Annotated in this window: 21 protein-coding genes; 20 read left to right on the top strand and 1 reads right to left on the bottom strand. The window is 60.1% G+C overall.

The window, feature by feature from the left end; genetic code table 11:
* Window positions 1–365: 365 nt before the first annotated feature.
* The 19 genes from FVE66_RS18825 to FVE66_RS18735 all read left to right on the top strand — a co-directional run bounded on the left by FVE66_RS18825 (window position 366) and on the right by FVE66_RS18735 (window position 19581).
* Complete coding sequence (locus tag FVE66_RS18825; protein WP_151449002.1) at window positions 366–1127, top strand: sulfite exporter TauE/SafE family protein; 762 nt, start codon at window positions 366–368, stop codon at window positions 1125–1127.
* Window positions 1128–1284: 157 nt separating this feature from the next.
* Window positions 1285–3213, top strand: a complete 1929-nt coding sequence (mnmG, locus tag FVE66_RS18820; RefSeq protein ID WP_151449001.1) for a tRNA uridine-5-carboxymethylaminomethyl(34) synthesis enzyme MnmG — start codon at window positions 1285–1287, stop codon at window positions 3211–3213.
* Window positions 3210–3890, top strand: a complete 681-nt coding sequence (gene rsmG, locus FVE66_RS18815; RefSeq protein ID WP_151449000.1) for a 16S rRNA (guanine(527)-N(7))-methyltransferase RsmG — start codon at window positions 3210–3212, stop codon at window positions 3888–3890. The genes mnmG and rsmG overlap by 4 nt, the downstream gene beginning before the upstream one ends.
* Window positions 3887–4525 carry a leucine efflux protein LeuE gene (leuE, locus tag FVE66_RS18810; RefSeq protein WP_151448999.1) on the top strand — a complete coding sequence of 213 codons (639 nt, stop codon included), beginning with the start codon at window positions 3887–3889 and terminating at the stop codon, window positions 4523–4525. The genes rsmG and leuE overlap by 4 nt, the downstream gene beginning before the upstream one ends.
* 18 nt (window positions 4526–4543) lie before the next feature.
* The gene (locus tag FVE66_RS18805) at window positions 4544–5314 is read left to right on the top strand and encodes a ParA family protein (protein WP_151448998.1); all 771 of its coding nucleotides are present in this window, start codon (window positions 4544–4546) and stop codon (window positions 5312–5314) included.
* A 17-nt stretch (window positions 5315–5331) separates the two neighbouring features.
* Complete coding sequence (locus tag FVE66_RS18800; RefSeq protein ID WP_151448997.1) at window positions 5332–6228, top strand: ParB/RepB/Spo0J family partition protein; 897 nt, start codon at window positions 5332–5334, stop codon at window positions 6226–6228.
* Window positions 6229–6448: 220 nt separating this feature from the next.
* Entirely contained in the window at window positions 6449–6787 is a 339-nt protein-coding gene (locus tag FVE66_RS18795) for an ATP synthase subunit I (protein ID WP_151449025.1), read from the top strand.
* Between the two features lies 1 nt (window position 6788).
* Window positions 6789–7628, top strand: coding sequence for a F0F1 ATP synthase subunit A (gene atpB, locus FVE66_RS18790; RefSeq protein WP_151448996.1), 840 nt, complete (start codon window positions 6789–6791; stop codon window positions 7626–7628).
* An 82-nt stretch (window positions 7629–7710) separates the two neighbouring features.
* Window positions 7711–7953 (top strand): F0F1 ATP synthase subunit C, encoded by a 243-nt coding sequence (gene atpE, locus FVE66_RS18785; RefSeq protein ID WP_151448995.1) that lies wholly within the window; start codon window positions 7711–7713, stop codon window positions 7951–7953.
* A gap of 78 nt (window positions 7954–8031) precedes the next feature.
* Entirely contained in the window at window positions 8032–8502 is a 471-nt protein-coding gene (locus FVE66_RS18780) for a F0F1 ATP synthase subunit B (RefSeq protein ID WP_151448994.1), read from the top strand.
* Window positions 8503–8504: 2 nt separating this feature from the next.
* On the top strand, window positions 8505–9038 hold the full coding sequence (locus tag FVE66_RS18775) for a F0F1 ATP synthase subunit delta (RefSeq protein ID WP_151448993.1): 534 nt from the start codon (window positions 8505–8507) through the stop codon (window positions 9036–9038).
* 58 nt (window positions 9039–9096) lie between these two features.
* Window positions 9097–10632, top strand: a complete 1536-nt coding sequence (atpA, locus tag FVE66_RS18770) for a F0F1 ATP synthase subunit alpha (protein WP_151448992.1) — start codon at window positions 9097–9099, stop codon at window positions 10630–10632.
* Window positions 10633–10662: 30 nt separating this feature from the next.
* On the top strand, window positions 10663–11532 hold the full coding sequence (atpG, locus tag FVE66_RS18765; protein ID WP_151448991.1) for a F0F1 ATP synthase subunit gamma: 870 nt from the start codon (window positions 10663–10665) through the stop codon (window positions 11530–11532).
* A 45-nt stretch (window positions 11533–11577) separates the two neighbouring features.
* Window positions 11578–12978 (top strand): F0F1 ATP synthase subunit beta, encoded by a 1401-nt coding sequence (atpD, locus tag FVE66_RS18760; protein ID WP_151448990.1) that lies wholly within the window; start codon window positions 11578–11580, stop codon window positions 12976–12978.
* 78 nt (window positions 12979–13056) lie between these two features.
* Window positions 13057–13479 (top strand): F0F1 ATP synthase subunit epsilon, encoded by a 423-nt coding sequence (locus tag FVE66_RS18755; protein WP_151448989.1) that lies wholly within the window; start codon window positions 13057–13059, stop codon window positions 13477–13479.
* Window positions 13480–13657: 178 nt separating this feature from the next.
* On the top strand, window positions 13658–14434 hold the full coding sequence (locus FVE66_RS18750; protein ID WP_241673282.1) for an SGNH/GDSL hydrolase family protein: 777 nt from the start codon (window positions 13658–13660) through the stop codon (window positions 14432–14434).
* A gap of 57 nt (window positions 14435–14491) precedes the next feature.
* Complete coding sequence (hemE, locus tag FVE66_RS18745; RefSeq protein WP_151448988.1) at window positions 14492–15571, top strand: uroporphyrinogen decarboxylase; 1080 nt, start codon at window positions 14492–14494, stop codon at window positions 15569–15571.
* Between the two features lie 621 nt (window positions 15572–16192).
* The gene (locus FVE66_RS18740; RefSeq protein WP_151448987.1) at window positions 16193–18304 is read left to right on the top strand and encodes a primosomal protein N'; all 2112 of its coding nucleotides are present in this window, start codon (window positions 16193–16195) and stop codon (window positions 18302–18304) included.
* 167 nt (window positions 18305–18471) lie between these two features.
* Complete coding sequence (locus FVE66_RS18735) at window positions 18472–19581, top strand: GGDEF domain-containing protein (RefSeq protein WP_161993342.1); 1110 nt, start codon at window positions 18472–18474, stop codon at window positions 19579–19581.
* A gap of 37 nt (window positions 19582–19618) precedes the next feature.
* On the opposite strand, the gene FVE66_RS18730 is transcribed toward FVE66_RS18735, so the two are convergent.
* Entirely contained in the window at window positions 19619–20101 is a 483-nt protein-coding gene (locus FVE66_RS18730) for an SRPBCC family protein (protein WP_151449023.1), read from the bottom strand.
* 148 nt (window positions 20102–20249) lie between these two features.
* On the opposite strand from FVE66_RS18730, the gene FVE66_RS18725 reads away from it, so the two are divergent.
* On the top strand, window positions 20250–22313 hold the full coding sequence (locus FVE66_RS18725; RefSeq protein ID WP_151448985.1) for a UvrD-helicase domain-containing protein: 2064 nt from the start codon (window positions 20250–20252) through the stop codon (window positions 22311–22313).
* The last annotated feature ends 19 nt before the right edge of the window (window positions 22314–22332 follow it).

The raw sequence follows: 22332 nt of genomic DNA, 5'->3' as shown, positions 1-22332 counted from the left end.
CAGACATCCGAGTCTGGTTGGCGATCGAAGCGGGCGTTGGCCAAGTGGGTTTTGACTTTGGTTTCTTTGGTGACTTTCTTTTCCAAAAGAAAGTTACACACCTGCCGGGGTGTCTCCCGGCTTCACAACCACAACCATCAAACCCAGCCGCACGAACCGCAAGCCAGAGAGCCGCAAAACCGGTCACCCAGGGAGTTGGGCAATACCCAGAACTCGGACAGCGGAGCAATCTGAATCCCATCAGTCTTCCTTCCAGATGCCCGCTGCTTGTAGGCCACATATGTGGCCGAGTGCAGATCAGCGCCGATACACCCAGCCCGGTAGTACAATTCCGGGCCGCAACTTCTCTCCTCAGCCCCTGACTCATGACCGACTTCTTCCTTCTGGGTGCTGCTGCATTCCTCGCTGGCTTGATTGATGCGGTGGTCGGCGGGGGAGGGCTGATCCAGACGCCAGCCCTTTTTTCCGTGTTCGGCCAGACGGCCCCTGCAACACTGCTAGGCACCAGCAAGCTGGCTGGCATCTGGGGAACAGCAGCGGCTGCAGCAAGCTATGCTCGCCGGGTTAAAGTCAGGTGGGCCACCGCTGCACCCGCTGCCGCAGCTGCTTTCCTGCTGGCATTTCTCGGCGCATTTACCGTCACCCACGTACCGCCGGATATTGTCCGGAAGATGCTCCCCTTCGTACTGGTTGTGGTCGCGATCTACACCTATGTGAAAAAAGATTTTGGCCAGCATCATGCTCCCCAGCATTCTGGACACAAGGAGAAGTTGCTGGCGGTACTGGTCGGCGGCGGCATCGGTTTCTACGACGGATTCTTCGGGCCGGGGACAGGCAGCTTTCTGGTTTTCATGTTCGTCCGTTTCTTTGGCTTCGACTTCCTCAGTGCATCCGCAGCGGCGAAGGTGGTGAATGTCGCCTGCAATCTGGCGGCCTTGCTTCTTTTTTCCTGGACCGGACATATCCTGTGGCAGGTGGGATTGCTGATGGCCGTGTGCAATATCGTCGGATCTGTCACAGGAACACGATTGGCGATCACGCGTGGACTACCTTTTGTTCGCCGCCTGTTCCTGGTCGTGGTGTCTGCGTTGGTCCTGAAAACAGCATACGACGCGTTCTTGCGATGAATGTTTCACGTGGAACATTTCCCGGGAGCCGGTCCTGATTGTTCCACGTGAAACATTCACCAGCGCTCGCACGGACTGTTCCACGTGAAACATCGGCCGGCTCCAAAACCGCTTATAATCTCGCCTCTGCTCCAGCCTGACTGATCCGAGGCGCTCCATGCTATTTCCCACTGAATTTGATGTCATCGTCGTAGGCGGCGGGCACGCCGGTACCGAGGCTGCGCTTGCTGCTGCCCGCATGGGCCAAAAGACCTTGCTGCTGACGCACAATATCGAGACGCTTGGACAAATGTCCTGCAATCCATCGATTGGCGGCATCGGCAAGGGCCACCTCGTCAAAGAGGTCGATGCGATGGGCGGTGCAATGGCAATCGCCACGGACGAGGCTGGCATACAGTTTCGCATCCTGAATTCGTCGAAGGGGCCGGCAGTGCGCGCCACGCGTGCCCAGGCAGATCGCCTGCTGTACAAGCAAGCCATCCGTCACCGGCTTGAAAACCAGCCCAACCTCTGGCTGTTCCAGCAGGCAGTCGACGACCTGATGGTCGAGGGTGAGCGGGTGGTTGGCGCAATAACGCAGGTCGGAATCCGGTTCCGGAGCAGGGCAGTGGTGCTGACGGCAGGCACCTTCCTGGATGGAAAGATCCACGTCGGGCTGAACAATTACTCCGCTGGCCGCGCCGGTGATCCGCCGGCAGTCTCCTTGTCGGCCCGGCTCAAGGAGTTGAAGCTGCCCCAAGGAAGATTGAAGACGGGAACGCCGCCACGGATCGATGGGCGTAGCATCGACTTTTCCGTCATGGACGAGCAACCCGGCGACCTCGATCCGATTCCGGTGTTTTCCGTCATGGGGTCGGTAGCCATGCATCCGCGCCAGATGCCATGCTGGGTGACGCATACCAACAGCAAGACCCACGATATTATCCGCAGCGGACTGGATCGCAGTCCGATGTACACCGGCGTCATCGAAGGTGTGGGTCCGCGTTACTGTCCGTCGATCGAAGACAAGATCCACCGCTTTGCCGGCAAGGAGTCGCATCAGATATTCCTGGAGCCAGAAGGGCTCACAACCAACGAGTTCTATCCGAACGGGATATCGACCAGTCTTCCTTTCGATATTCAACTCGAACTCGTGCGTTCGATGCGCGGCCTGGAAAATGCCCACATACTGCGTCCCGGATATGCAATCGAATACGACTACTTCGACCCGCGCGGGCTGAAGGTGTCGCTCGAAACCAGGGCAATCGCGGGCCTGTTTTTCGCCGGCCAGATAAATGGCACGACCGGATATGAAGAGGCTGCCGCCCAGGGAATGCTGGCCGGAATCAATGCTGCCCTGCAATCACAGGGGAAAGAGTCCTGGACTCCGCGCCGCGACCAGGCCTACCTGGGGGTGCTGGTGGACGACCTGGTCACTCAGGGTGTTGCCGAGCCCTATCGTATGTTCACCAGCAGGGCCGAGTATCGCCTGAGCCTGCGCGAGGACAATGCCGATTTGCGACTGACCGAAGCCGGCCGGCAACTGGGCTGTGTAGGCGATGAGCAATGGATTGCCTTCGAGTTGAAGAGGGAAGCAGTCGCGCTGGAAATGGAGCGCCTGAAATCGACCTGGGTAAATCCCCGGATTGTTTCAGAGGCGGAAGCCCAACGTGTTCTGGGTAAAGGCATGGAGCGAGAGTATGCACTTGCTGACCTGCTCCGCCGCCCGAACGTCACGTGGGAAAGCCTGGCGACGATGACCGCTCTTGATGGGACGCACTATGCGCCGTCCGCGACGCTTGACCCTGCGGTCAAGGAGCAGGTCGAGATCCAGGTGAAGTACGCCGGCTATATCGACCGCCAGGCGCGTGAGGTCGAGCGCCACGATTACTATGAAAACCTCAAGCTTCCGGCCGAGCTGGATTACATGCAGGTTGCTGCACTTTCCATGGAAGTCCGCCAGAAGCTGACCAAGCATCGGCCTGAAACGCTAGGACAGGCCTCTCGCATATCCGGCGTGACGCCAGCCGCCATTTCGCTATTGCTGGTCCACCTGAAGAAGGGTGGCTTCAAGGAATTCGTGGCCCCGCCGGAAGCAGCAGCGTGAGCGCTGGAAACTTCAACCGACCGGCGCTTGCCGCCCTGCTCGAACGCGGCATCGGGGCGCTCGGCCTCGACCTTGGCCAGGCAGGGCTGGATCGCTTGCTCGATTACACCGCGCTTCTGGTCAAGTGGAATCGTGTGTATAACCTGACTGCGGTGCGCGATCCGGAGCGCATGATCACCCAGCATCTGCTCGATAGCCTCGCAGCAGTGCCTGCGGTGGCGAATGCCCGCCGCCTGCTCGATGTCGGCGCCGGCGGCGGATTACCTGGCATGGTGTTCGCAATCTGGGCTGCGCAGTGCGCGCCAGAGATGCGCGTCACCATGGTCGACACGGTCCACAAGAAAACTGCGTTCCTGACCCAGGCCAAGGCCGAACTCGGCCTCGAAAACGTGACCATTGTGACCGGGCGGGTGGAGCAGATGGATCCCGCCGTGAAGTTCGACGTGATTACCTCCCGCGCCTTTGCCGAGTTGCGCGATTTCATTACCTGGTCAGCGCACTTGCTTGAAGCGGGGGGGCGCTTCGTTGCGATGAAGGGCGTCATGCCCGCGGATGAAATTTCCGCGCTGCCGCCGGGATGGATCGTAACCGGCGTCGAGCAACTGAGCGTACCCGGCCTGGATGCCGAGCGCCATCTGGTCATTATCCAGCGCGCCTCGCAGGAGAGCCCGCGATGATCGCGCTTCCGTCCTTGGCGCAGCTTGGGGTGAACGACCTGTGGCAATTGATCGCCACCACCATGATTTTCCTGATGCTGCCTGGTCCTGGCACGTTCTGCATACTGACCTGCGCCGCCCAGCGCGGCGTGCGCGGCGGTTATGCTTCGCTGTTCGGGGTGATGCTGGGAGACTCGGTGCTGATGCTGCTGGCTGCGCTTGGCGTGGCTGCGTTGTTGCGTGCGCATCCGATGTGGTTCGCCGGCCTGCAATACGTGGGCGCAGCCTACCTGTGCTGGCTGGGGCTGCGTTTGTTGCTGGCGAAAGGCGAGGGCGCTGCGTCAGCGGTGGCGTTCAGCCAATTCGTCGACCTGCGGCGCGGCTTCCTGGTGACCTTGCTGAATCCGAAGGCGATCATCTTCTACATGGCGTTTTTCCCGCTCTTCATCGACCCCGCCACCCAGCAAGGAGCGTCGACTTTCCTTGCCATCGCGGCGATCATTCTCTGCTGCACCCTGACCTATGGCTCCTTCCTTGTCCTCGCGGGCAATGTGGCTGCGGTCAGGTTCAGGAGCAATCGCAGCCTTGCTGCAATGTCTTCCAAGCTCGCCGGTATTTTTCTGATCGGCTTCGGCATCAAGATTACGACCAACTAGAACCAACCAAAGCAAATCATGGCCAAGATTTTCTGCGTCGCGAACCAAAAAGGCGGAGTCGGGAAGACCACCACGTCGGTCAACCTGGCGGCTGGGCTGGCAAAGATCGGCCAGCGCGTCCTGCTGGTCGATCTCGATCCGCAGGGCAACGCGACGATGGGTGCCGGCATCAACAAGGCTGAGCTGGAAGCGACGGTATATCAGGTACTGCTGGGCTTGGCGGACGTGAAGTCGACCCGCAAGCACTCCGAAACCGGCAAGTTCGACGTACTGCCGGCCAATCGTGAACTGGCCGGCGCCGAGGTCGAGATGGTCGAACTCGAACAACGCGAGAAACGCCTGAAGAATGCACTCGCCGAGGTCGAAGCCGAATACGATTTCATGCTGATCGACTGTCCTCCGGCGCTGTCGATGCTGACGCTCAACGGCCTGTGTGCGGCGCACGGCGTGATCATACCAATGCAATGCGAGTACTACGCGCTGGAAGGCTTGTCGGACCTGGTCAACACGATCAAGATCGTGCACGCAAAGCTGAACCCTGATCTCAAGATCATCGGCCTGCTGCGCGTGATGTTCGATCCACGCGTCACGCTGTCCCAGCAGGTGTCCGCGCAGCTCGAACAGCACTTCGGCGACAAGGTATTCAAGGCGATCATCCCGCGCAATGTACGGCTGGCGGAAGCGCCGTCGTATGGCATGCCGGGCGTCGTCTTCGATCCTTCCTCGAAGGGCGCCCAGGCCTATGTCGCGTTTGGCACCGAGATGGTCGAACGCATCAAATCCATGTAATTCCGGGAATGCACACCATGGCGACAAAAAAACAAAAAGGACTGGGCCGCGGCCTGGAAGCACTGCTCGGCACAGGGTCCTCGGATTTCACCGAGACCTCCGGCATTCCCGATTCCGCGCCCACTATCCTGGGTGTCGGCGACCTGCAGGCCGGAAAATACCAGCCACGCACCCGGATGGACGAGGGAGCCCTGAATGAACTGGCAGCATCGATCAGGACTCAAGGTCTGTTGCAGGCGATCCTGGTACGGCCGATCGAGCAGCAGGGGAGCGGACCAAAATATGAAATCATCGCCGGCGAGCGGCGTTTCCGCGCTGCACAGATCGCGGGCCTGACCGAAGTGCCGGTACTCGTCAAGAAGGTCGACGACGAAGCGGCTGCGGCGATGGCGCTGATCGAGAACATGCAGCGGGAGGACCTGAATCCGTTGGAAGAAGCCCAGGGCATTCACCGCCTGATCAGCGATTTCCATTTCACTCACGAGCAGGCGGCGCATGCGGTCGGACGCTCGCGCAGCGCGGTTTCAAACTTGCTGCGGCTGCTGAACCTGGCCGGACCGGTGCAGACCATGCTGATGGCAAACGACATCGACATGGGTCATGCACGGGCCTTGCTGGCGGTGGACGCCGCCACGCAGATCACGCTGGCCAACCAGATCGTGGCGAAGCGGCTGTCGGTGCGCGAGGCAGAAAAGCTGGTCGTGCGAGCCACCCAGGAGCAGTCCCAAGGCGACGGCGCGCGCGGTGACGCCAAGGACAAGTCACGCGACATCAAGCGGCTGGAGGAGGAGCTTTCCGACCTCCTGGCAACGACCGTGACGATCCGCATGGGCGCCAAAAGCCGGGGTCAGTTGGTGATCGACTTCACCGACCTGGATGCCCTGGATGGCGTGATTGCCCGGCTGCGAGGGTAGCTCGCTGACCAGTGATTTCCGTGTGGTTATCACCCACTGCTGGATCATCCGGATCGGTGTGGAAAGATTGCTGCGCGCCAAGTCAAAGTTTGACTCGGCCTTCGGAAAACACTTATAATCCCGTGGCTTCGGCGGACGCACCCCCCAAGCAGCCTTATCTCAAAAAATATTGCGGCACGTATGCGGCTAATGTCGCGCGGTTGCACGAATCTGGACAATGATGCTTCGCCTCGTCCTAATGCAACTTGCTGTTACGGCAGCGGTCGGCGTGATTGCCGGTTTGATGGGTGGCAAGTACGCGCTGTTTTCGGCGTGGCTGGGCGGACTGTGTTACGTCGTGCCAAATGGTCTTTTCGCACTGCGCCTCTTTGCGAGCGCTCGCAAACCGGAAGGCGCAAATCCGATGACGTTTTTCATCGGCGAGTTTATCAAGATTGCTTTGACGGTCGCACTGTTGTTCGCGGTCGCCACGTTGTACCGGGACTTGAACTGGCTGGCATTGATCGTCGGGTTCGTCGTGGCTATGAAAAGTTATTTAATCTTATTGTTTAGGCATTGAAATGGCAACTGACCTGGCGGCTGCAGGGGCGGCGAAAGCACCGACGGCATCTGAATACATTGTTCACCACCTGACGCATCTGTCCTCGCGCCAGCAGGAATCGATCATCGATTTTTCGATCATCAACCTGGACACGATGTTCTGGTCGGTGTCCATGGGGGCAGTGGGTTGCTTCCTGATGTGGCTGGCCGCACGCAAGGCAACTGCCGGCGTTCCTGGCCGCTTCCAGGCCCTGGTCGAGATGATCGTCGAGATGGTCGAGGACCAGTCCAAATCCATCGTTCACGGCAATCGCAAATTCATCGCTCCGCTGGCCCTGACCGTATTCATCTGGGTTTTCATGATGAATGCGATGGACTTCCTGCCAGTCGACATGTTCGACAAGCTGTTCAAGGCCCTTGGCCTGCATATTCACTACCATCGCGCGGTTCCGACTGCTGACCTGAACGGTACCCTGGGCATGGCTCTCGGCGTGCTGGCACTGATGCTGTACTACAGCGTCAAGATCAAGGGCCTGGGCGGTTTCGTGCACGAGCTTTTCTGTGCGCCGTTCGGATCGCATCCGGCGCTGTGGATCCCCAATCTGGGTCTGAATATCATCGAATTTGCCGCCAAGACCGTGTCCCTCGGCATGCGGCTGTTCGGTAACATGTACGCCGGCGAACTGGTCTTCCTCCTGATCGCACTGCTCGGTTCGACGGCAACGTGGTGGGGCTTCGGCATGCAGGTCGTAGCCGGATCCGTCTGGGCGATCTTCCACATCCTGATCGTGTTGTTGCAAGCGTTCATCTTCATGATGCTCACGCTGGTGTATATCGGACAGGCGCATGAGGGGCATTAAGACCTCGAACGTTTTGCAGTAAAAATCTTGTTTTGCAGTTTCCCGTATTTTTAATTTTGACTTTGACTATTAAGGAGTTTTCATGACTAACGTCGCTATGGTTGCACTGGCTTGCGGATTGATCATCGGTCTGGGCGCTATTGGTGCTTGTCTCGGTATCGCCATCATGGGCGGCAAGTACATCGAAGCTTCGGCTCGCCAGCCTGAACTGATGAACGCACTGCAAACCAAGATGTTCCTGCTCGCTGGTCTGATCGACGCTGCATTCCTGATCGGTGTCGGTATCGCCATGATGTTCGCTTTCGCCAACCCGTTCGTTGGATAAGCAGCTGTAACCAATTCGCCGGGCCGAGGACGAAAGTACCCAGGGCCCGGCAATCGTCATTACGAGAAGGAAATTACTGTGAACCTGAATGCAACTCTGTTTGCTCAGTTCGTGGTCTTCTTCATCCTTGCCGGCTTCACGATGAAATTCGTGTGGCCGCCGTTGATGAAGGCGCTCGACGAGCGCGCCCAGAAGATCACCGAGGGTCTGGCCGCAGCAGATCGCGGCAAGGCAGAAATGGCCGCCGCTGAAAAGCGTGCTCAAGCCGAGCTGTCGAGCGCACGCGACGAAGGTCAGAAGCGCATCGCCGACGCTGAGAAGCGCGCACTGGGCATCATCGAAGACGCCAAGAAGACCGCAGCCGAAGAAGCAGCACGCATCATCGCTGCCGCCAAAGCCGACGCTGAACAGCAGGTTACCCGTGCCCGCGAAGAATTGCGCGGTCAGGTGGCGACCCTGGCAGTCAGTGGCGCCGAGCAGATCCTCAAGCGCGAAATCAATTCGGCCGCCCACGCCGACCTGCTCACCCAACTGAAGGCAGAGCTGTAATCATGGCTGAACTCGCAACCATTGCCCGCCCCTATGCCGAAGCGCTGTTTCGCGTGGCGGCTGCAGGCAACCTGCAGGCCTGGTCGGACCTGGTCAGCGAAATGGCGCAGGTCGCGGCGCTGCCCGAAGTGAAGATGCTGGACGACAACCCTCGGGTGTCGGACGAGCACACCGCCGAGATCTTCCTGTCGACGCTGAAGTCGCCAGTCACGCCCGAGGCAAAAAACTTCGTGGCGATGCTGGCGGAGAACGGCCGCTTGACGCTGCTGCCCGAAATCGGCGCGCAGTTTCACGTGCTCAAGAATGCCCAGGAAGGCGCAGCCGATGCGCAGATCTTCAGTGCATTCGAGATCACTCCGGCCCAGGTGCAGGATCTGGTTGCAGTGCTGGAAAAGAAATTCAGCCGCAAGCTTAATCCGAGCGTCACTGTCGATCCTTCGCTGATTGGTGGCGTGCGCGTCGTGGTGGGCGACCAGGTGCTTGACACTTCGGTTCGCGCCAAGCTGCAAAAGATGCACGTCGCCATGGCAGCGTGACGAACGCCGCAAGCCAGTGATCGTCACGTAAGCACACAGAACATTTTTAGGAGTTAGCATGCAACTCAACCCGTCTGAAATCAGCGAACTGATCAAGAGCCGGATCCAGGGTCTAAGCGACACCGCTGAGATTCGCAACCAGGGCACGATCATCTCCGTGACCGACGGCATCGTCCGCATCCACGGCCTGTCCGATGCGATGCAAGGCGAAATGCTGGAGTTCCCGGGCAACACCTTCGGCCTCGCGCTGAACCTCGAGCGTGACTCCGTCGGCGCCGTTATCCTGGGTGAATACGAACACCTGTCGGAAGGCGATACGGTCAAGTGCACCGGCCGCATTCTCGAAGTGCCGGTCGGCCCGGAGCTGATTGGCCGCGTGGTCAACGCGCTCGGCCAGCCGATCGACGGCAAAGGCCCGATCAACGCAAAGCTGACCTCGCCGATCGAAAAGATCGCACCGGGCGTTATCGCCCGTCAGTCCGTGTCGCAGCCCATGCAGACCGGCCTGAAGGCAATCGACTCGATGGTGCCGATTGGCCGTGGCCAGCGCGAGCTGATCATTGGCGATCGCCAGACCGGCAAGTCGACAGTTGCAGTGGATGCCATCATCAACCAGAAGGGCCAGAACATGACGTGTATCTACGTCGCGATCGGCCAGAAGGCATCCACCGTCAAGAACCTCGTGCGCGCTCTCGAAGAGAACGGCGCCATGGCATACACCATCGTGGTCGCTGCAACCGCATCCGAATCGGCTGCCATGCAGTACATCTCGGCCTACTCCGGCTGCGCAATGGGCGAATACTTCCGCGACCGCGGCGAAGACGCCCTGATCGTGTATGACGACCTGTCCAAGCAAGCTGTTGCATACCGTCAGGTGTCGCTGCTGCTGCGCCGCCCACCGGGCCGTGAAGCTTATCCTGGCGACGTGTTCTACCTGCACAGCCGCCTGCTCGAGCGTGCAGCTCGCGTGAACCCCGACTACGTCGAAGCGTTCACCAAGGGTGAAGTCAAGGGCAAGACGGGTTCGCTGACGGCGCTGCCGATCATCGAAACCCAGGCTGGCGACGTTTCCGCATTCGTTCCGACCAACGTGATCTCGATCACCGACGGCCAGATCTTCCTGGAAACCTCGTTGTTCAACGCTGGTGTCCGTCCTGCAATCAACGCCGGTATTTCGGTGTCGCGTGTGGGTGGTGCAGCGCAGACCAAGGTGATCAAGAACCTGTCCGGCGGTATCCGTACCGACCTCGCGCAGTACCGTGAGCTTGCAGCATTTGCGCAGTTCGCATCTGACCTTGACGAAGCGACCCGCAAGCAGCTCGACCGTGGCGCACGCGTCACCGAACTGCTGAAGCAGCCGCAATATTCGCCGTTGCCGATCTCGCTGATGGCCGCGTCGCTGTTTGCCGTCAACAAGGGTTACTTTGACAGCGTGGAAGTCAGCAAGGTGCTGGCGTTCGAATCCGGACTGCACAGCTTCCTGAAGACCAGCCACGCCGCACTGCTGCAGAAGATCGAAGACACGAAGCAGCTCGACAAGGACGCCGAAGAGCAATTGGCAAAAGCAGTCGCCGACTTCAAGAAAACCTTCTGAAGACAACGCGACCGCAAGGAGTAATTGCAGATGGCTGCAGGTAAAGAGATACGCGGCAAGATCAAGAGCGTAGAGAACACGAAGAAGATCACCAAGGCGATGGAGATGGTCGCCGCTTCCAAAATGCGCAAGGCGCAGGAACGGATGCGGGCTGCTCGTCCGTACAGTGACAAGATTCGTAACATCGCTTCAAATCTGGCGTCTGCGAACCCGGAATACACGCATCCTTTCCTGGTTCGTCAGGATAGTGCGAAGACGGTTGGCCTGATCGTGGTCACGACCGACAAGGGCTTGTGCGGTGGCATGAACACCAACGCACTGCGCGCTGTCACGACGAAGCTGCGCGAGCTGGATGCCGCAGGCGTGAAGGCGGAAACAGTCGCTATCGGCAACAAGGGTTTCGGCTTCCTGAACCGGATTGGCGCCAGGGTCGTGTCGCATGCGACCCAGCTTGGCGATACGCCGCATCTGGACAAGCTGATCGGACCGGTCAAGGTTTTGCTTGATGCCTATCAGGAGGGCAAGCTGGATGCCGTCTACGTGGTGTACACGCGTTTCGTGAACACCATGAAGCAGGAGCCAGTGATGGAGCAGCTGCTGCCGCTGTCGTCCGAGAAGATGACGGCTGACGCCAGCACCCATGCCTGGGACTACATCTACGAGCCGGACGCTGCGGCCGTTATCGACGAACTGCTGGTGCGCTATGTCGAGGCACTGATTTACCAGGCAGTCGCCGAAAACCTGGCTTCGGAACAATCGGCCCGGATGGTGGCGATGAAGTCAGCGAGCGAGAATGCAGGCAATGTGATCAATGAACTGCGGCTGGTTTATAACAAGACCCGGCAGGCAGCGATCACCAAGGAACTGTCTGAGATCGTGTCCGGTGCGGCCGCTGTTTAAGCAGACGTCAAGAATTTTAAAATTTAGATAATTGAAGGAACGAAAATGGCTGAAGGCAAGATCGTTCAGTGTATCGGTGCAGTGGTGGACGTGGAGTTTCCGCGCAACGCGATGCCCAGGGTTTACGATGCACTGAAAATGGAAGGCACTGCGCTGACGCTGGAAGTCCAGCAGCAGCTGGGCGACGGCATTGTCCGTACCATTGCACTGGGATCCTCTGAAGGCCTGCGTCGCGGCATGATGGTCCAGAACTCCGGCAAGGCGATCACGGTGCCTATCGGCACGGCGACCCTCGGCCGCATCATGGACGTGCTGGGCAACCCGATCGACGAGCGTGGTCCCGTCAGCGCCGAGCAATCGGCGCCGATCCATCGCAAGGCTCCGGCCTACGACGAGCTTTCGCCCTCGACCGACCTGCTGGAAACCGGCATCAAGGTTATTGACCTGGTCTGCCCGTTTGCAAAAGGCGGCAAGGTCGGCCTGTTCGGCGGCGCCGGCGTGGGCAAGACCGTCAACATGATGGAACTGATCAACAACATCGCAAAAGCGCACTCGGGTCTGTCCGTGTTCGCCGGCGTGGGCGAGCGTACCCGTGAGGGCAACGACTTTTACCACGAGATGGCGGAAGCGAAGGTCGTTGACCTCGAAAACCTGCCGAACTCGAAAGTCGCGATGGTGTACGGTCAGATGAACGAGCCGCCGGGCAACCGTCTGCGCGTGGCGCTGACGGGCCTGACGATCGCCGAAGGCTTCCGTGATGAAGGCCGTGACGTCCTGTTCTTCGTCGACAACATCTACCGTTACACGCTGGCCGGTACCGAAGTGTCCGCACTGCTGGGCCGTATGCCTTCCGCAGTGGGTTACCAGCCAACGCTGGCTGAAGAAATGGGCCGCTTGCAGGAGCGCATCACGTCGACCAAGACCGGTTCGATCACCTCGATCCAGGCCGTGTACGTGCCAGCCGATGACTTGACCGACCCGTCGCCTGCTACCACGTTCGCCCACTTGGACTCGACCGTCGTTCTGTCGCGTGATATCGCTGCGCTGGGTATCTATCCTGCAGTGGATCCGCTGGACTCGACTTCGCGCCAGCTCGACCCGCACGTGGTCGGCCAGGAGCACTACGAGACGGCACGAGCAGTGCAGGGCACCCTGCAACGCTACAAGGAATTGCGTGACATCATCGCGATTCTGGGCATGGACGAACTGGCGCCGGAAGACAAGCTGGTGGTGGCCCGTGCACGCAAGATGCAGCGTTTCCTGTCGCAGCCGTTCCACGTCGCCGAAGTGTTTACCGGTTCGCCAGGCAAGTACGTTTCGCTGAAAGATACGATCAAGGGCTTCAAGATGATCGCATCGGGCGAACTCGACCACCTGCCGGAACAAGCGTTCTACATGGTTGGCACGATCGACGAAGCCATCGAGAAAGCGAAGAAGATGCAGTAATGCGAAAGCTGGTCCGCGGCAAATCGCTGCGGACCCTTCGCAAGACTGGACTTCCGATTTCGCAGACAAGGCAAATTTATGGCACATACGATACACGTTGACGTGGTCTCGGCCGAAGAGTCGATCTTTTCGGGCGAGGCTGAATTCGTCGCGTTGCCGGGCGAATCCGGCGAGCTCGGCATTTATCCGAAGCACACGCCGCTGATCACCCGTATTCGTCCCGGTGCGGTGCGTATCAAGGTGAGCGGCCAGCAGGAAGATGAATTCGTCTTCGTCGCCGGCGGCATCCTCGAGGTGCAGCCCAACAGCGTGACGGTGCTGGCCGATACCGCAATCCGCGGTCACGACCTCGACGAAGCCAAGGCAACTGAAGCCAAGAAACTGGCGGAAGAAGCACTGGTCAACCGCGAAGCCAAGATCGACTACGCAGCAGCGCAGATTGAGCTGGCAGTGGCCGTTGCCCAACTGGCAGCGATCCACAAGCTGCGGCAGAAGCGCTGATTCGTCGCGCACTAAGGATGGCAAAGAAAGGCAGCTTCGGCTGCCTTTTTTATTCCGCCGGGTGACCGCATAGGACCGCATGGTCCTGACGCAGGAATCAAGGAGCCCAGATGGCCATGATGATCGAGCACGGCAAGCAGGCAGTCCAGCCGTCCAGCACCGCCACACTGATTCCAGAATGATCAAGCGCTTGCGTGAACTCCTGCCGGAACTGGTTGCGCTGCCCTTGATGCCGGTGCTGATCCTTCAGGGCAGGCATACCCGGCGCCACGTGCCACGGCTGCCGGAGCCGACAGACGACCCTTGGGGGCAGATCGCGGGTGGGCCTGGCGAGCCGATGAAGCTGCTGGTCATCGGTGAATCGCCGGTGGCCGGAATCGGCGTCACTAGCTATCAGCAAAGCCTGGCTGCCATGATGGCGGGAAGCCTGGGACGACGATCCGGCCGCGCCGTAGAGTGGAGCGCGTGGGGCCGCAATGGCGCCACCGTCGCCGATGCAATCCGCGACCTGTTGCCCTTGCTCCCTGCGCAAGCCGTGGACATCGCCTGTGTCGCTTTTGGTGTCAACGATTGCACCGCATTCCGTCGTGGCCATGAATGGCATTCCGACATGATCCGGATGCTTGAACTGATCGAGCAGCGCATCAACCCGCGCCACATCGTGCTCTCCGGCGTGCCACCGCTGGCCGATTTCCCGGCCCTGCCATGGCCGCTGCGGGCGGTGCTGGGACTGAAGGCATCGGCACTCGACAGCGCACTTGCCCGGATTGCCGCGTCCCGGCCCGACACAAGCCATGCCCCGCTGCCATCTGCACTGGCAGATGCTGCCCTGATGGCGCCGGATGGCTATCATCCGTCGGCAGCAGGTTGCGAAGTGTGGGCCGAGATCCTGGTGCAAGCCTGCCGGCGGCCCGACTTTGTCGCCGGCATCGCTCTCGACCAAGGGCAGCAGTGACCGTGCAGGCCTCGCTTTAGGCGATAATAGCGGTCTTCACGCAGACTATCCTCGTCCATGCCTTCCTTCGCCCCGCTGAAAAACGATACCTTCCTGCGCGCGCTGATGCGCCAGCCGACTGATTACACGCCGGTGTGGCTGATGCGACAAGCCGGCCGCTATTTGCCGGAATACCGGGCCACACGCGCCCGCGCAGGATCCTTCCTCGCCCTCGCGAAGAACCCGGAAATGGCGACCGAAGTCACCCTGCAGCCGCTCGATCGCTACCCGCTTGACGCCGCAATTCTTTTCTCGGACATCCTGACCATTCCCGATGCGATGGGACTGGGACTCAGTTTCGCCGAGGGCGAGGGGCCACGTTTCGCCCACCCGCTGCGTGATGAAAAGGCGGTCATGGCTTTGCAGCAGCCGGACCTTTCGTCGCTGCAATATGTATTCGATGCGGTCACGCAGATCCGCGTCGCGCTGCAGGGACGGGTACCGCTGATCGGTTTTTCTGGCAGTCCGTGGACACTGGCCTGCTACATGGTTGAAGGTGGCGGCTCCGACGATTTCCGCACAGTCAAGGCGATGCTCTACAACCGCCCTGACCTCATGCACCGGATTCTTTCCATCAATGCAGCGTCGGTGGCGGCATACCTGAACGCCCAGGTCGATGCCGGCGCCCAGGCACTGATGATTTTCGATACTTGGGGTGGCGCCTTGGCCGACGGCGTGTACCAGCGCTTCTCACTTGATTACATGAAGGAAGTGATACGCCTGACCAAGCGCGAACACAATGGCCAACGCATTCCGCTGATTGTTTTCACCAAGGGTGGTGGACTGTGGCTGGACCAGATTGCCGACAGCGGTGCCGATGCCGTTGGCCTCGACTGGACAGTCAATCTCGCTGCAGCCCGGGCCAAGGTTGGCGACCGCGTCGCGCTCCAGGGCAACCTCGATCCGGTCGTGCTGTTTGCCGGTGCCGACCAGATTCGCCAGGAAGTGCGCGGCGTCCTGGAATCATTTGGCCGGCCTGGTCCTGGCTCCGGACACGTGTTCAATCTCGGCCACGGAATCTCCCAATTCACCCCACCCGAGGCTGTGACCGAACTGGTGCAGGCGGTTCATGCAATCAGCCGCGAACTCCGCAAATGACCTGATCCTGTGCACGCCCATGCACAGTTATGCACATCTGGATATTTGTGCGAAGCAGCAACCGGTCCCTGAATGGCTGTTCGGGGAAGGTGGCGCTAAGTTTCTGAATCAAAACAGGAAATTCCGCCAGGGAAGGTCCGTGGCCCGCATCGGCAGAGAATTGTCAGCTTAGGATTCAGAGCGGGACACAGGCGTTGTACACAAAGTTTTCCACAGCTTTTCCCCGTCAGAAGATTTCCATTAAGAAACCGCGTGTTTTCATTAATACTTCATGTGCTTTCTCAGGTTACAAACGGGACTTTCTGACGTATTTGCAAACTTTCCCTCTGTTTGAAGTCAATTTTCGTGACAATCAAATTTCAGTTATGCACAATTTCGGCACGTTGCCGGCGCGCTTGACGCCGCTCGCCATGTGTGAAAAACGGATTTCGTAAGTCATTGAAAAGATAGGGTATTTATTCTTGCCTTGCGCTATGGCAATCTGCCGAAACCCGCATGGAATCTAGTGTTCCGGCCCAAAAGCAGCTGTTATCCCCATAGTTATCCACAGATTTTGTGGATACTGGGAAAAGCCCTTACAAAACCGGGCCTTACGCCAATATTTAAAGTCTTACATTAACTTTGAAACCGGTCATTCTCCAGGTTGCCCTCGATACGCCGCTGGAAGGGTTGTTCGACTACGCGTGTCCGGTTGATCAGGATGTGCCACCGGTCGGCTCGCTGGTGCTGATTCCGTTCGGGCGCCGCGAGGTGGCCGGCATCGTCGCCGCCATCATTGGCGAAAGCCAGCTGGCACCGGATAAGATCAAGACGATCCTGGCCTGGAGACGGGAACTCGGTCCCCTGAGTGAGCGCTGGCTTTCGCTGTGCGCCTTCGCCGCCGAGTATTATCACCGGCCACTGGGCGAGGTGGCGCTGCCTGCTCTCCCAAAGCAGTTGCGCGGGCCAAAGCCCGAACCGCTCCTGAAAGCACTGCGCAAGCTGGCGCCGGAGCAGGCCGGCCCCCGTCGCCGCAAAGCGGCGAAGGTGAACCCGGACGCGGCCCAGGCCGAAACGCCGCCGGCTCGATCATTCGGCCACTCCGGCCCCATTTCGGACGACGCTGCTACCCCGCCATCGCTGAATGAAGAACAGGCCGTGGCAGTCGCCCATATAACGGGCCAGCCAGGATTCGCGCCGATCCTGCTGTTCGGCGTGACGGGAAGCGGCAAGACCGAGGTGTACCTGCATGCGGCAGCGGAAATCCTGGCGCGCTCGCCAGATGCCCAGGTGCTGATGCTGGTCCCCGAGATCAACCTCACCCCGCAATTGCTGTCCCACGTGCAGGCCCGATTCCCGGACCAGCCGATCGCCACCATGCACAGCGGACTGGCCGAGGGAGAGCGGCTGCTGAACTGGTTGGCAGCCCATACGGGGCGTGCCCGAATCATCATCGGCACCCGGCTTGCCGTGCTCGCGTCGCTGCCTGGCCTGGCGATGATCATTGTCGATGAAGAGCACGATGCGTCGTACAAGCAGCAGGAGGGTCTGCGATATTCGGCCCGGGACCTGGCAGTATGGCGAGCGCATCAGCTGCAGATTCCGATCGTCCTTGGCTCGGCCACCCCCTCCCTTGAATCGTGGCAGCACGCGGAGTCCGGACGCTACCAGAAGCTGGCGCTGGCGCAGAGGGCGGTCCAGAATGCCGCGCTGCCGAAGGTAGGGCTGGTCGACCTTGAACGCGACAAGCCCAAGCAGGGGCTGAGTGACGCTTTGTTGTCCGCCTTGAAAAAACGCCTGGAAAGCGGCGAACAATCCCTGCTGTTCCTGAACCGCCGAGGCTATGCCCCCGTGCTGAACTGCGAGTCATGCGGCTGGGTCAGCAGCTGCAAGCGATGCACGGCATTCATGGTGCTGCACAAGCCCGAGCAGCGCCTGCGCTGCCATCACTGCAGCCTCGAGATGCGCATACCGCGCTCCTGCCCCACCTGCGGCAACATCGACCTGCAGCCGATGGGCCGCGGCACCCAGCGGGTCGAGGAAGGTCTGCAGGCGGTATTCCCCGAGGCGCGCATCTTGCGCATCGATGCCGACTCGACGCGGCGCAAGGGGGCTGCGCAGGCGGCGTTCGAAAGCGTCCACAGCGGCCAGGTCGATATCCTGGTCGGCACCCAGATGGTGGCAAAAGGACACGATTTCAAAAACCTGACGCTGGTCGGGGTCCTGAACCCCGACACTGCGCTGTTCTCGCATGACTATCGGGCCAGCGAGCGGCTCTTTGCCCAGCTGATGCAGGTCTCAGGCCGTGCCGGCCGCGCCGAGGGAAAAGAGGGGGGCAACCCGGCCCAGGTACTGGTGCAGACCCGTTACCCGCAACATCCCTTGTACGCTACCCTGGCGGCCCACGATTATCCGGGCTTCGCCGCCGTGACCCTGGCGGAGCGGGCCCAGGCCGGGCTGCCCCCATTCGTTCATCAGGCCCTTCTGCGCGCCGAGGCAAAGACGCTGGAAGCGGCGCTCGAGTTCCTGCAAGCTGCGATCAATGCCGCGGATGACCGGCCGCCATCGGTCATGCTGAATGATCCGATCCCGATGACCATCTCCCGCGTGGCGGATCTGGAACGGGCACAGATGCTGGTGGAGTCGTCTTCGCGCCCGGCACTGCAGTCGTTCTTGCGGGCTTGGGTACACCAGCTTCGCCACACGAAGAGTCGCGTGCGTTGGTCGCTCGAGGTGGATCCGATGGAAATCTGATTTGCAACACTCGGGATGCAGCACTCGCCGCTGGCGGGAACTGGCTTTACAATCGGCTTTACAGTCGGCTTAACAATCAGGTTCGCAATCAGCTTAAGAATTGCAGCTTCAAAATCGCAGCTTCAAGATCGCCACGAGGTTCGATGCCTCGCACGGGCCGGGGAAAAATGGGGGCACTCGCTCAAAGCTGGATCGCTTCGCTGGATCGCAATACGCGGCTGCGCTTGCGCAGGACGGCGCTGGCCTCACTTGACTACCTCCTTACAGGCATCATCCTGCTCGGATTTGCATGGATCGGCACGATCCCCTTCAGGGTGCCGGTCATATTGCTCACAGTTGGCATCATCATCAATTCGGTATTCCTGACCGCGATCGCCAGCGGCTTCAGCCGTCGATGGCGAGACCCTGCGATGACCGCAACCCAGGTGATGGCCGCGTGTGCAACAAATGTGGCCGGCTTGCTGCTTGCGCCGCAGTTAGCGCACCTGTTCATCGTGTTGCTGTTCATGCCGCTGTCCTATGCCAGCCTGCATTTCAGCACGCGGATGTACCTCGCAACCTGGTACTACCTGTCCATTACCCTTGGCTTGGCTATCGCGGCGGTTGGCGATCTTGTGGACGTGGCCCCGCTGAAGAGCCTGCCCGAGCAATTGTTGTTCTGGCTGGTTGCCGTGGTTGCCCTTGGCCGCTTCCTGTCAATCAGTGCCGCAGTGTCCCGGTTGCGCACGGACCTGAAAAGCAAGAATGAAGAATTGCAGTCCGCCAGCGACAAGCTGACCGTGCTGGCCAGTCGTGACGAATTGACCGGGCTGTGGAACCGCCGTGAGTTCATGCGCCTGCTGCAGGATGAGGCGCGCCGCGCGGCGCGCAGCCAGACCAGTTTTTGCGTCGCCATCATCGATATCGATCACTTCAAGGAAGTGAACGATAAATACGGCCACCTCGTGGGCGACGCCGTACTGCATGAGTTTGGACAAATGCTCGAGTTTTCCCGTCGCGCGACGGACAGCCTGGGCCGCTACGGCGGTGAAGAATTCACCCTGCTGCTGCAAGGCGCGCGACTGTCCACGGCAACAGTCGCGCTCGAGCGCACCCGCAACCTGATTGCACAGCATGACTGGAGCGAAATTGCGCCGGGACTCGATCTCACCATCTCGGCGGGGATTGGCGCCTGGCACCCGGGCGACACCCTGACCGCAGTGATAAACCGCGCCGATGCGGCCCTCTACGAGGCCAAGCGCGCCGGTCGCAACTGCGTGCGCACGGTCGCCCGCTAACCGTCGGGCGTAGACCCTTGCTCTTAGTCCGGCAGCTTTACATCATCGGAGCGTCAAGCAGGCCATTGGCCGCCATTTCGCGAATGGTCCGGATCGTGTCGATGTCGGACTCCGTATAGGCCGAGCGACGGATATCGTTCACCATCGATTCGGCCTCGCCCCCGGCTTCGCTGGCGTGATCGTCATATTCAAAACGCACGAACATCCGGCCCTCGTAGGGCGTCTCGATGGTCATGGTCAAGTCCGATTCGGGTATGTCGCCTTGCTTTGGCACGTGATAGTGCACGCTTTCGAGCTTGCGATAGGTTACACGGTCGCGGATCACGGCATCGCCGTAGCGCAGCGCGCGCTCGATGGAATCTTCCGAGCGGCTGGTGATGTTGCATTCGTCCAGCCAGGGGATGAAGCGCCTGGACATTTCCGCCCGCAGCACCAGCCCGTTCCACAACTGTTCACGGGTGAGGGTGTCGATCAGGGGATTGAGTGGGTCGTTGATCTCGACCAGATGTGAAAATCGCATAGCGATAACTTTACCATGGCCCAAGCGCACGCCGCCGTGCGCTGCCATTGAGACAAGCTGCGTTGCAGCGGGTTCATCAATGATTGCATCAGCAGTCCCGGGCGGTCCCGATCCGCTAAAATGGCCCGCTATTCCAACGAGTTCCTGCATGTCAAATCCGCATCTTTCCGGGCTTAACCCTCCCCAGCGTGAAGCAGTTGCCTACATGGAAGGACCGTGCCTGGTACTGGCGGGCGCAGGATCGGGTAAGACCCGCGTCATCACGCAAAAGATCGCCCACCTGATCGAGCATTGCAATTACGAGGCGCGCAACATCGCTGCGCTGACCTTCACCAACAAGGCTGCGACCGAGATGCAGGAGCGGATTGCCAAGTTGCTGAAAGAGCCAAGGCAGGCCAAGCACCTTACCGTCAGCACCTTCCATTCGCTCGGCGTCCAGATATTGCGCCGGGAAGCCAGGGAACTGGGATTGAAGGACCGGTTCTCGATCCTCGATAGCGACGATTGCTATTCCCTGGTACAGGACCTGGCCGCCACCACCGACAAGCAGCTGATCCGCAAGATACAGAACCAGATGTCGCTCTGGAAAAACGCGCTGGTCACGCCGGACGAGGCAGTCCAGCAAGCCAGTGGCGAGCTGGAAATGCAGGCAGCGCGGATATACCGGAGCTACGTGGCCACGCTTTCCTCGTACCAGGCGGTCGATTTCGATGACCTGATCAGGCTGCCGGTCGAACTCTTCCGCAGCAACGAAGAAGTGCGCGACAAATGGCAGCGCCGCCTGCGCTACCTGCTGGTGGATGAGTACCAGGACACCAACACCTGCCAGTACGAACTGGTCAAGTTGCTGGTGACCGGCGTTGGCAAGAAGCCGATGTTCACGGCGGTGGGCGATGACGACCAGGCCATCTATGCCTGGCGCGGCGCCACGATCGAGAACCTGAAGACGCTGCAGGTCGACTTCCCCGACTTGCGGGTGATCAAGCTCGAGCAGAATTACCGTTCCACCACGCGCATCCTGCAGGCCGCCAATGCGGTGATCGGCAACAATCCGAAATTGTTCGAAAAATCGCTGTGGTCCGAGCACGGCTTGGGCGACCCGATCAAGGTCATGGCGATGGACGACGACGAGCATGAAGCCGAGCAGATCGCCATCATGTTGTCGGCGCACCGCTTCGAGCGCCGCACGCGTTTTTCGGACTACGCGATCCTGTACCGCGGCAATCACCAGGCGCGCATCATCGAAAAGGCGATGCGGCGCGAGCGGATCCCCTATGTGATGTCCGGTGGCCAGAGCTTCTTCGACCGCAGCGAGATCAAGGACATCATCAGCTACCTGCGCCTGATCGCCAACGAGGATGACGATCCCGCATTCATCCGCGCAGTGACGACGCCCAAGCGCGGCGTGGGCCAGTCCACGCTGGAAGCGCTCGGCGCCTACGCCGGTCAATGGCAATGCTCATTGTTCGAGGCGATCTACAAAGGCGGCATCGAATCGAAGCTGAACGAGCGCCAACTGCGCCCGCTGCGTGAATTCGGCGACTTCATCAACCAGCTCGAGGCGCGCGCCAGCCGGGTCGGCGCGGCCGGCAGCGGCGACAACGCCGCCAGTGTGCTGGACGACATGATGAAAGCCATCCATTACGAAGCCTACCTCTATGACACCTTCGACGACGGCCAGGCGCAGTCGAAATGGCAGAACGTGCTCGACTTCACCAACTGGCTGAAAGAGAAGGGCACTGGCGGGCGCGACGGCACCGACCCGGAAAAAAGCCTGCTCGACCTGACACAGATGGTCGCGCTGATGAGCATGCTGGATGGGCGCGACGAAGAACCAGATGCGGTGCGCATGTCGACCCTGCACGCCTCGAAGGGCCTGGAATTTCCGCATGTGTTCCTGGTTGGCGTCGAGGAAGGCATCCTGCCCCACAAGGGCGATCCCGATGCGCCTGAAGAGTCGATCGGCGCGCGCATAGAGGAAGAGCGCAGGCTGATGTATGTCGGCATCACGCGCGCCCAGCGCAGCCTGACGGTCAGCTGGTGCAAGAAGCGGAAGAGGGCGCGCGAAAGCGTGCATTGCGACGTCTCGCGCTTCATCAAGGAGATGAAGCTCGACGAAGGCGATGCTGTGCCGACCGAAGCCGAGAAAATCACCCCGCAGGCGCGGCTTGCCAACCTGAAGGCCTTGCTGCAAAAGCCGAAGGCGGCCTGACGCGCGACGGGTACATGAA

Source organism: Lacisediminimonas profundi, assembly GCF_008831265.1.
Taxonomy (GTDB): Bacteria; Pseudomonadota; Gammaproteobacteria; order Burkholderiales; family Burkholderiaceae_D; genus Lacisediminimonas; species Lacisediminimonas profundi.
Note: the sequence above shows the minus strand (reverse complement) of the source record. Positions and strands in the feature narration are given on the sequence as shown.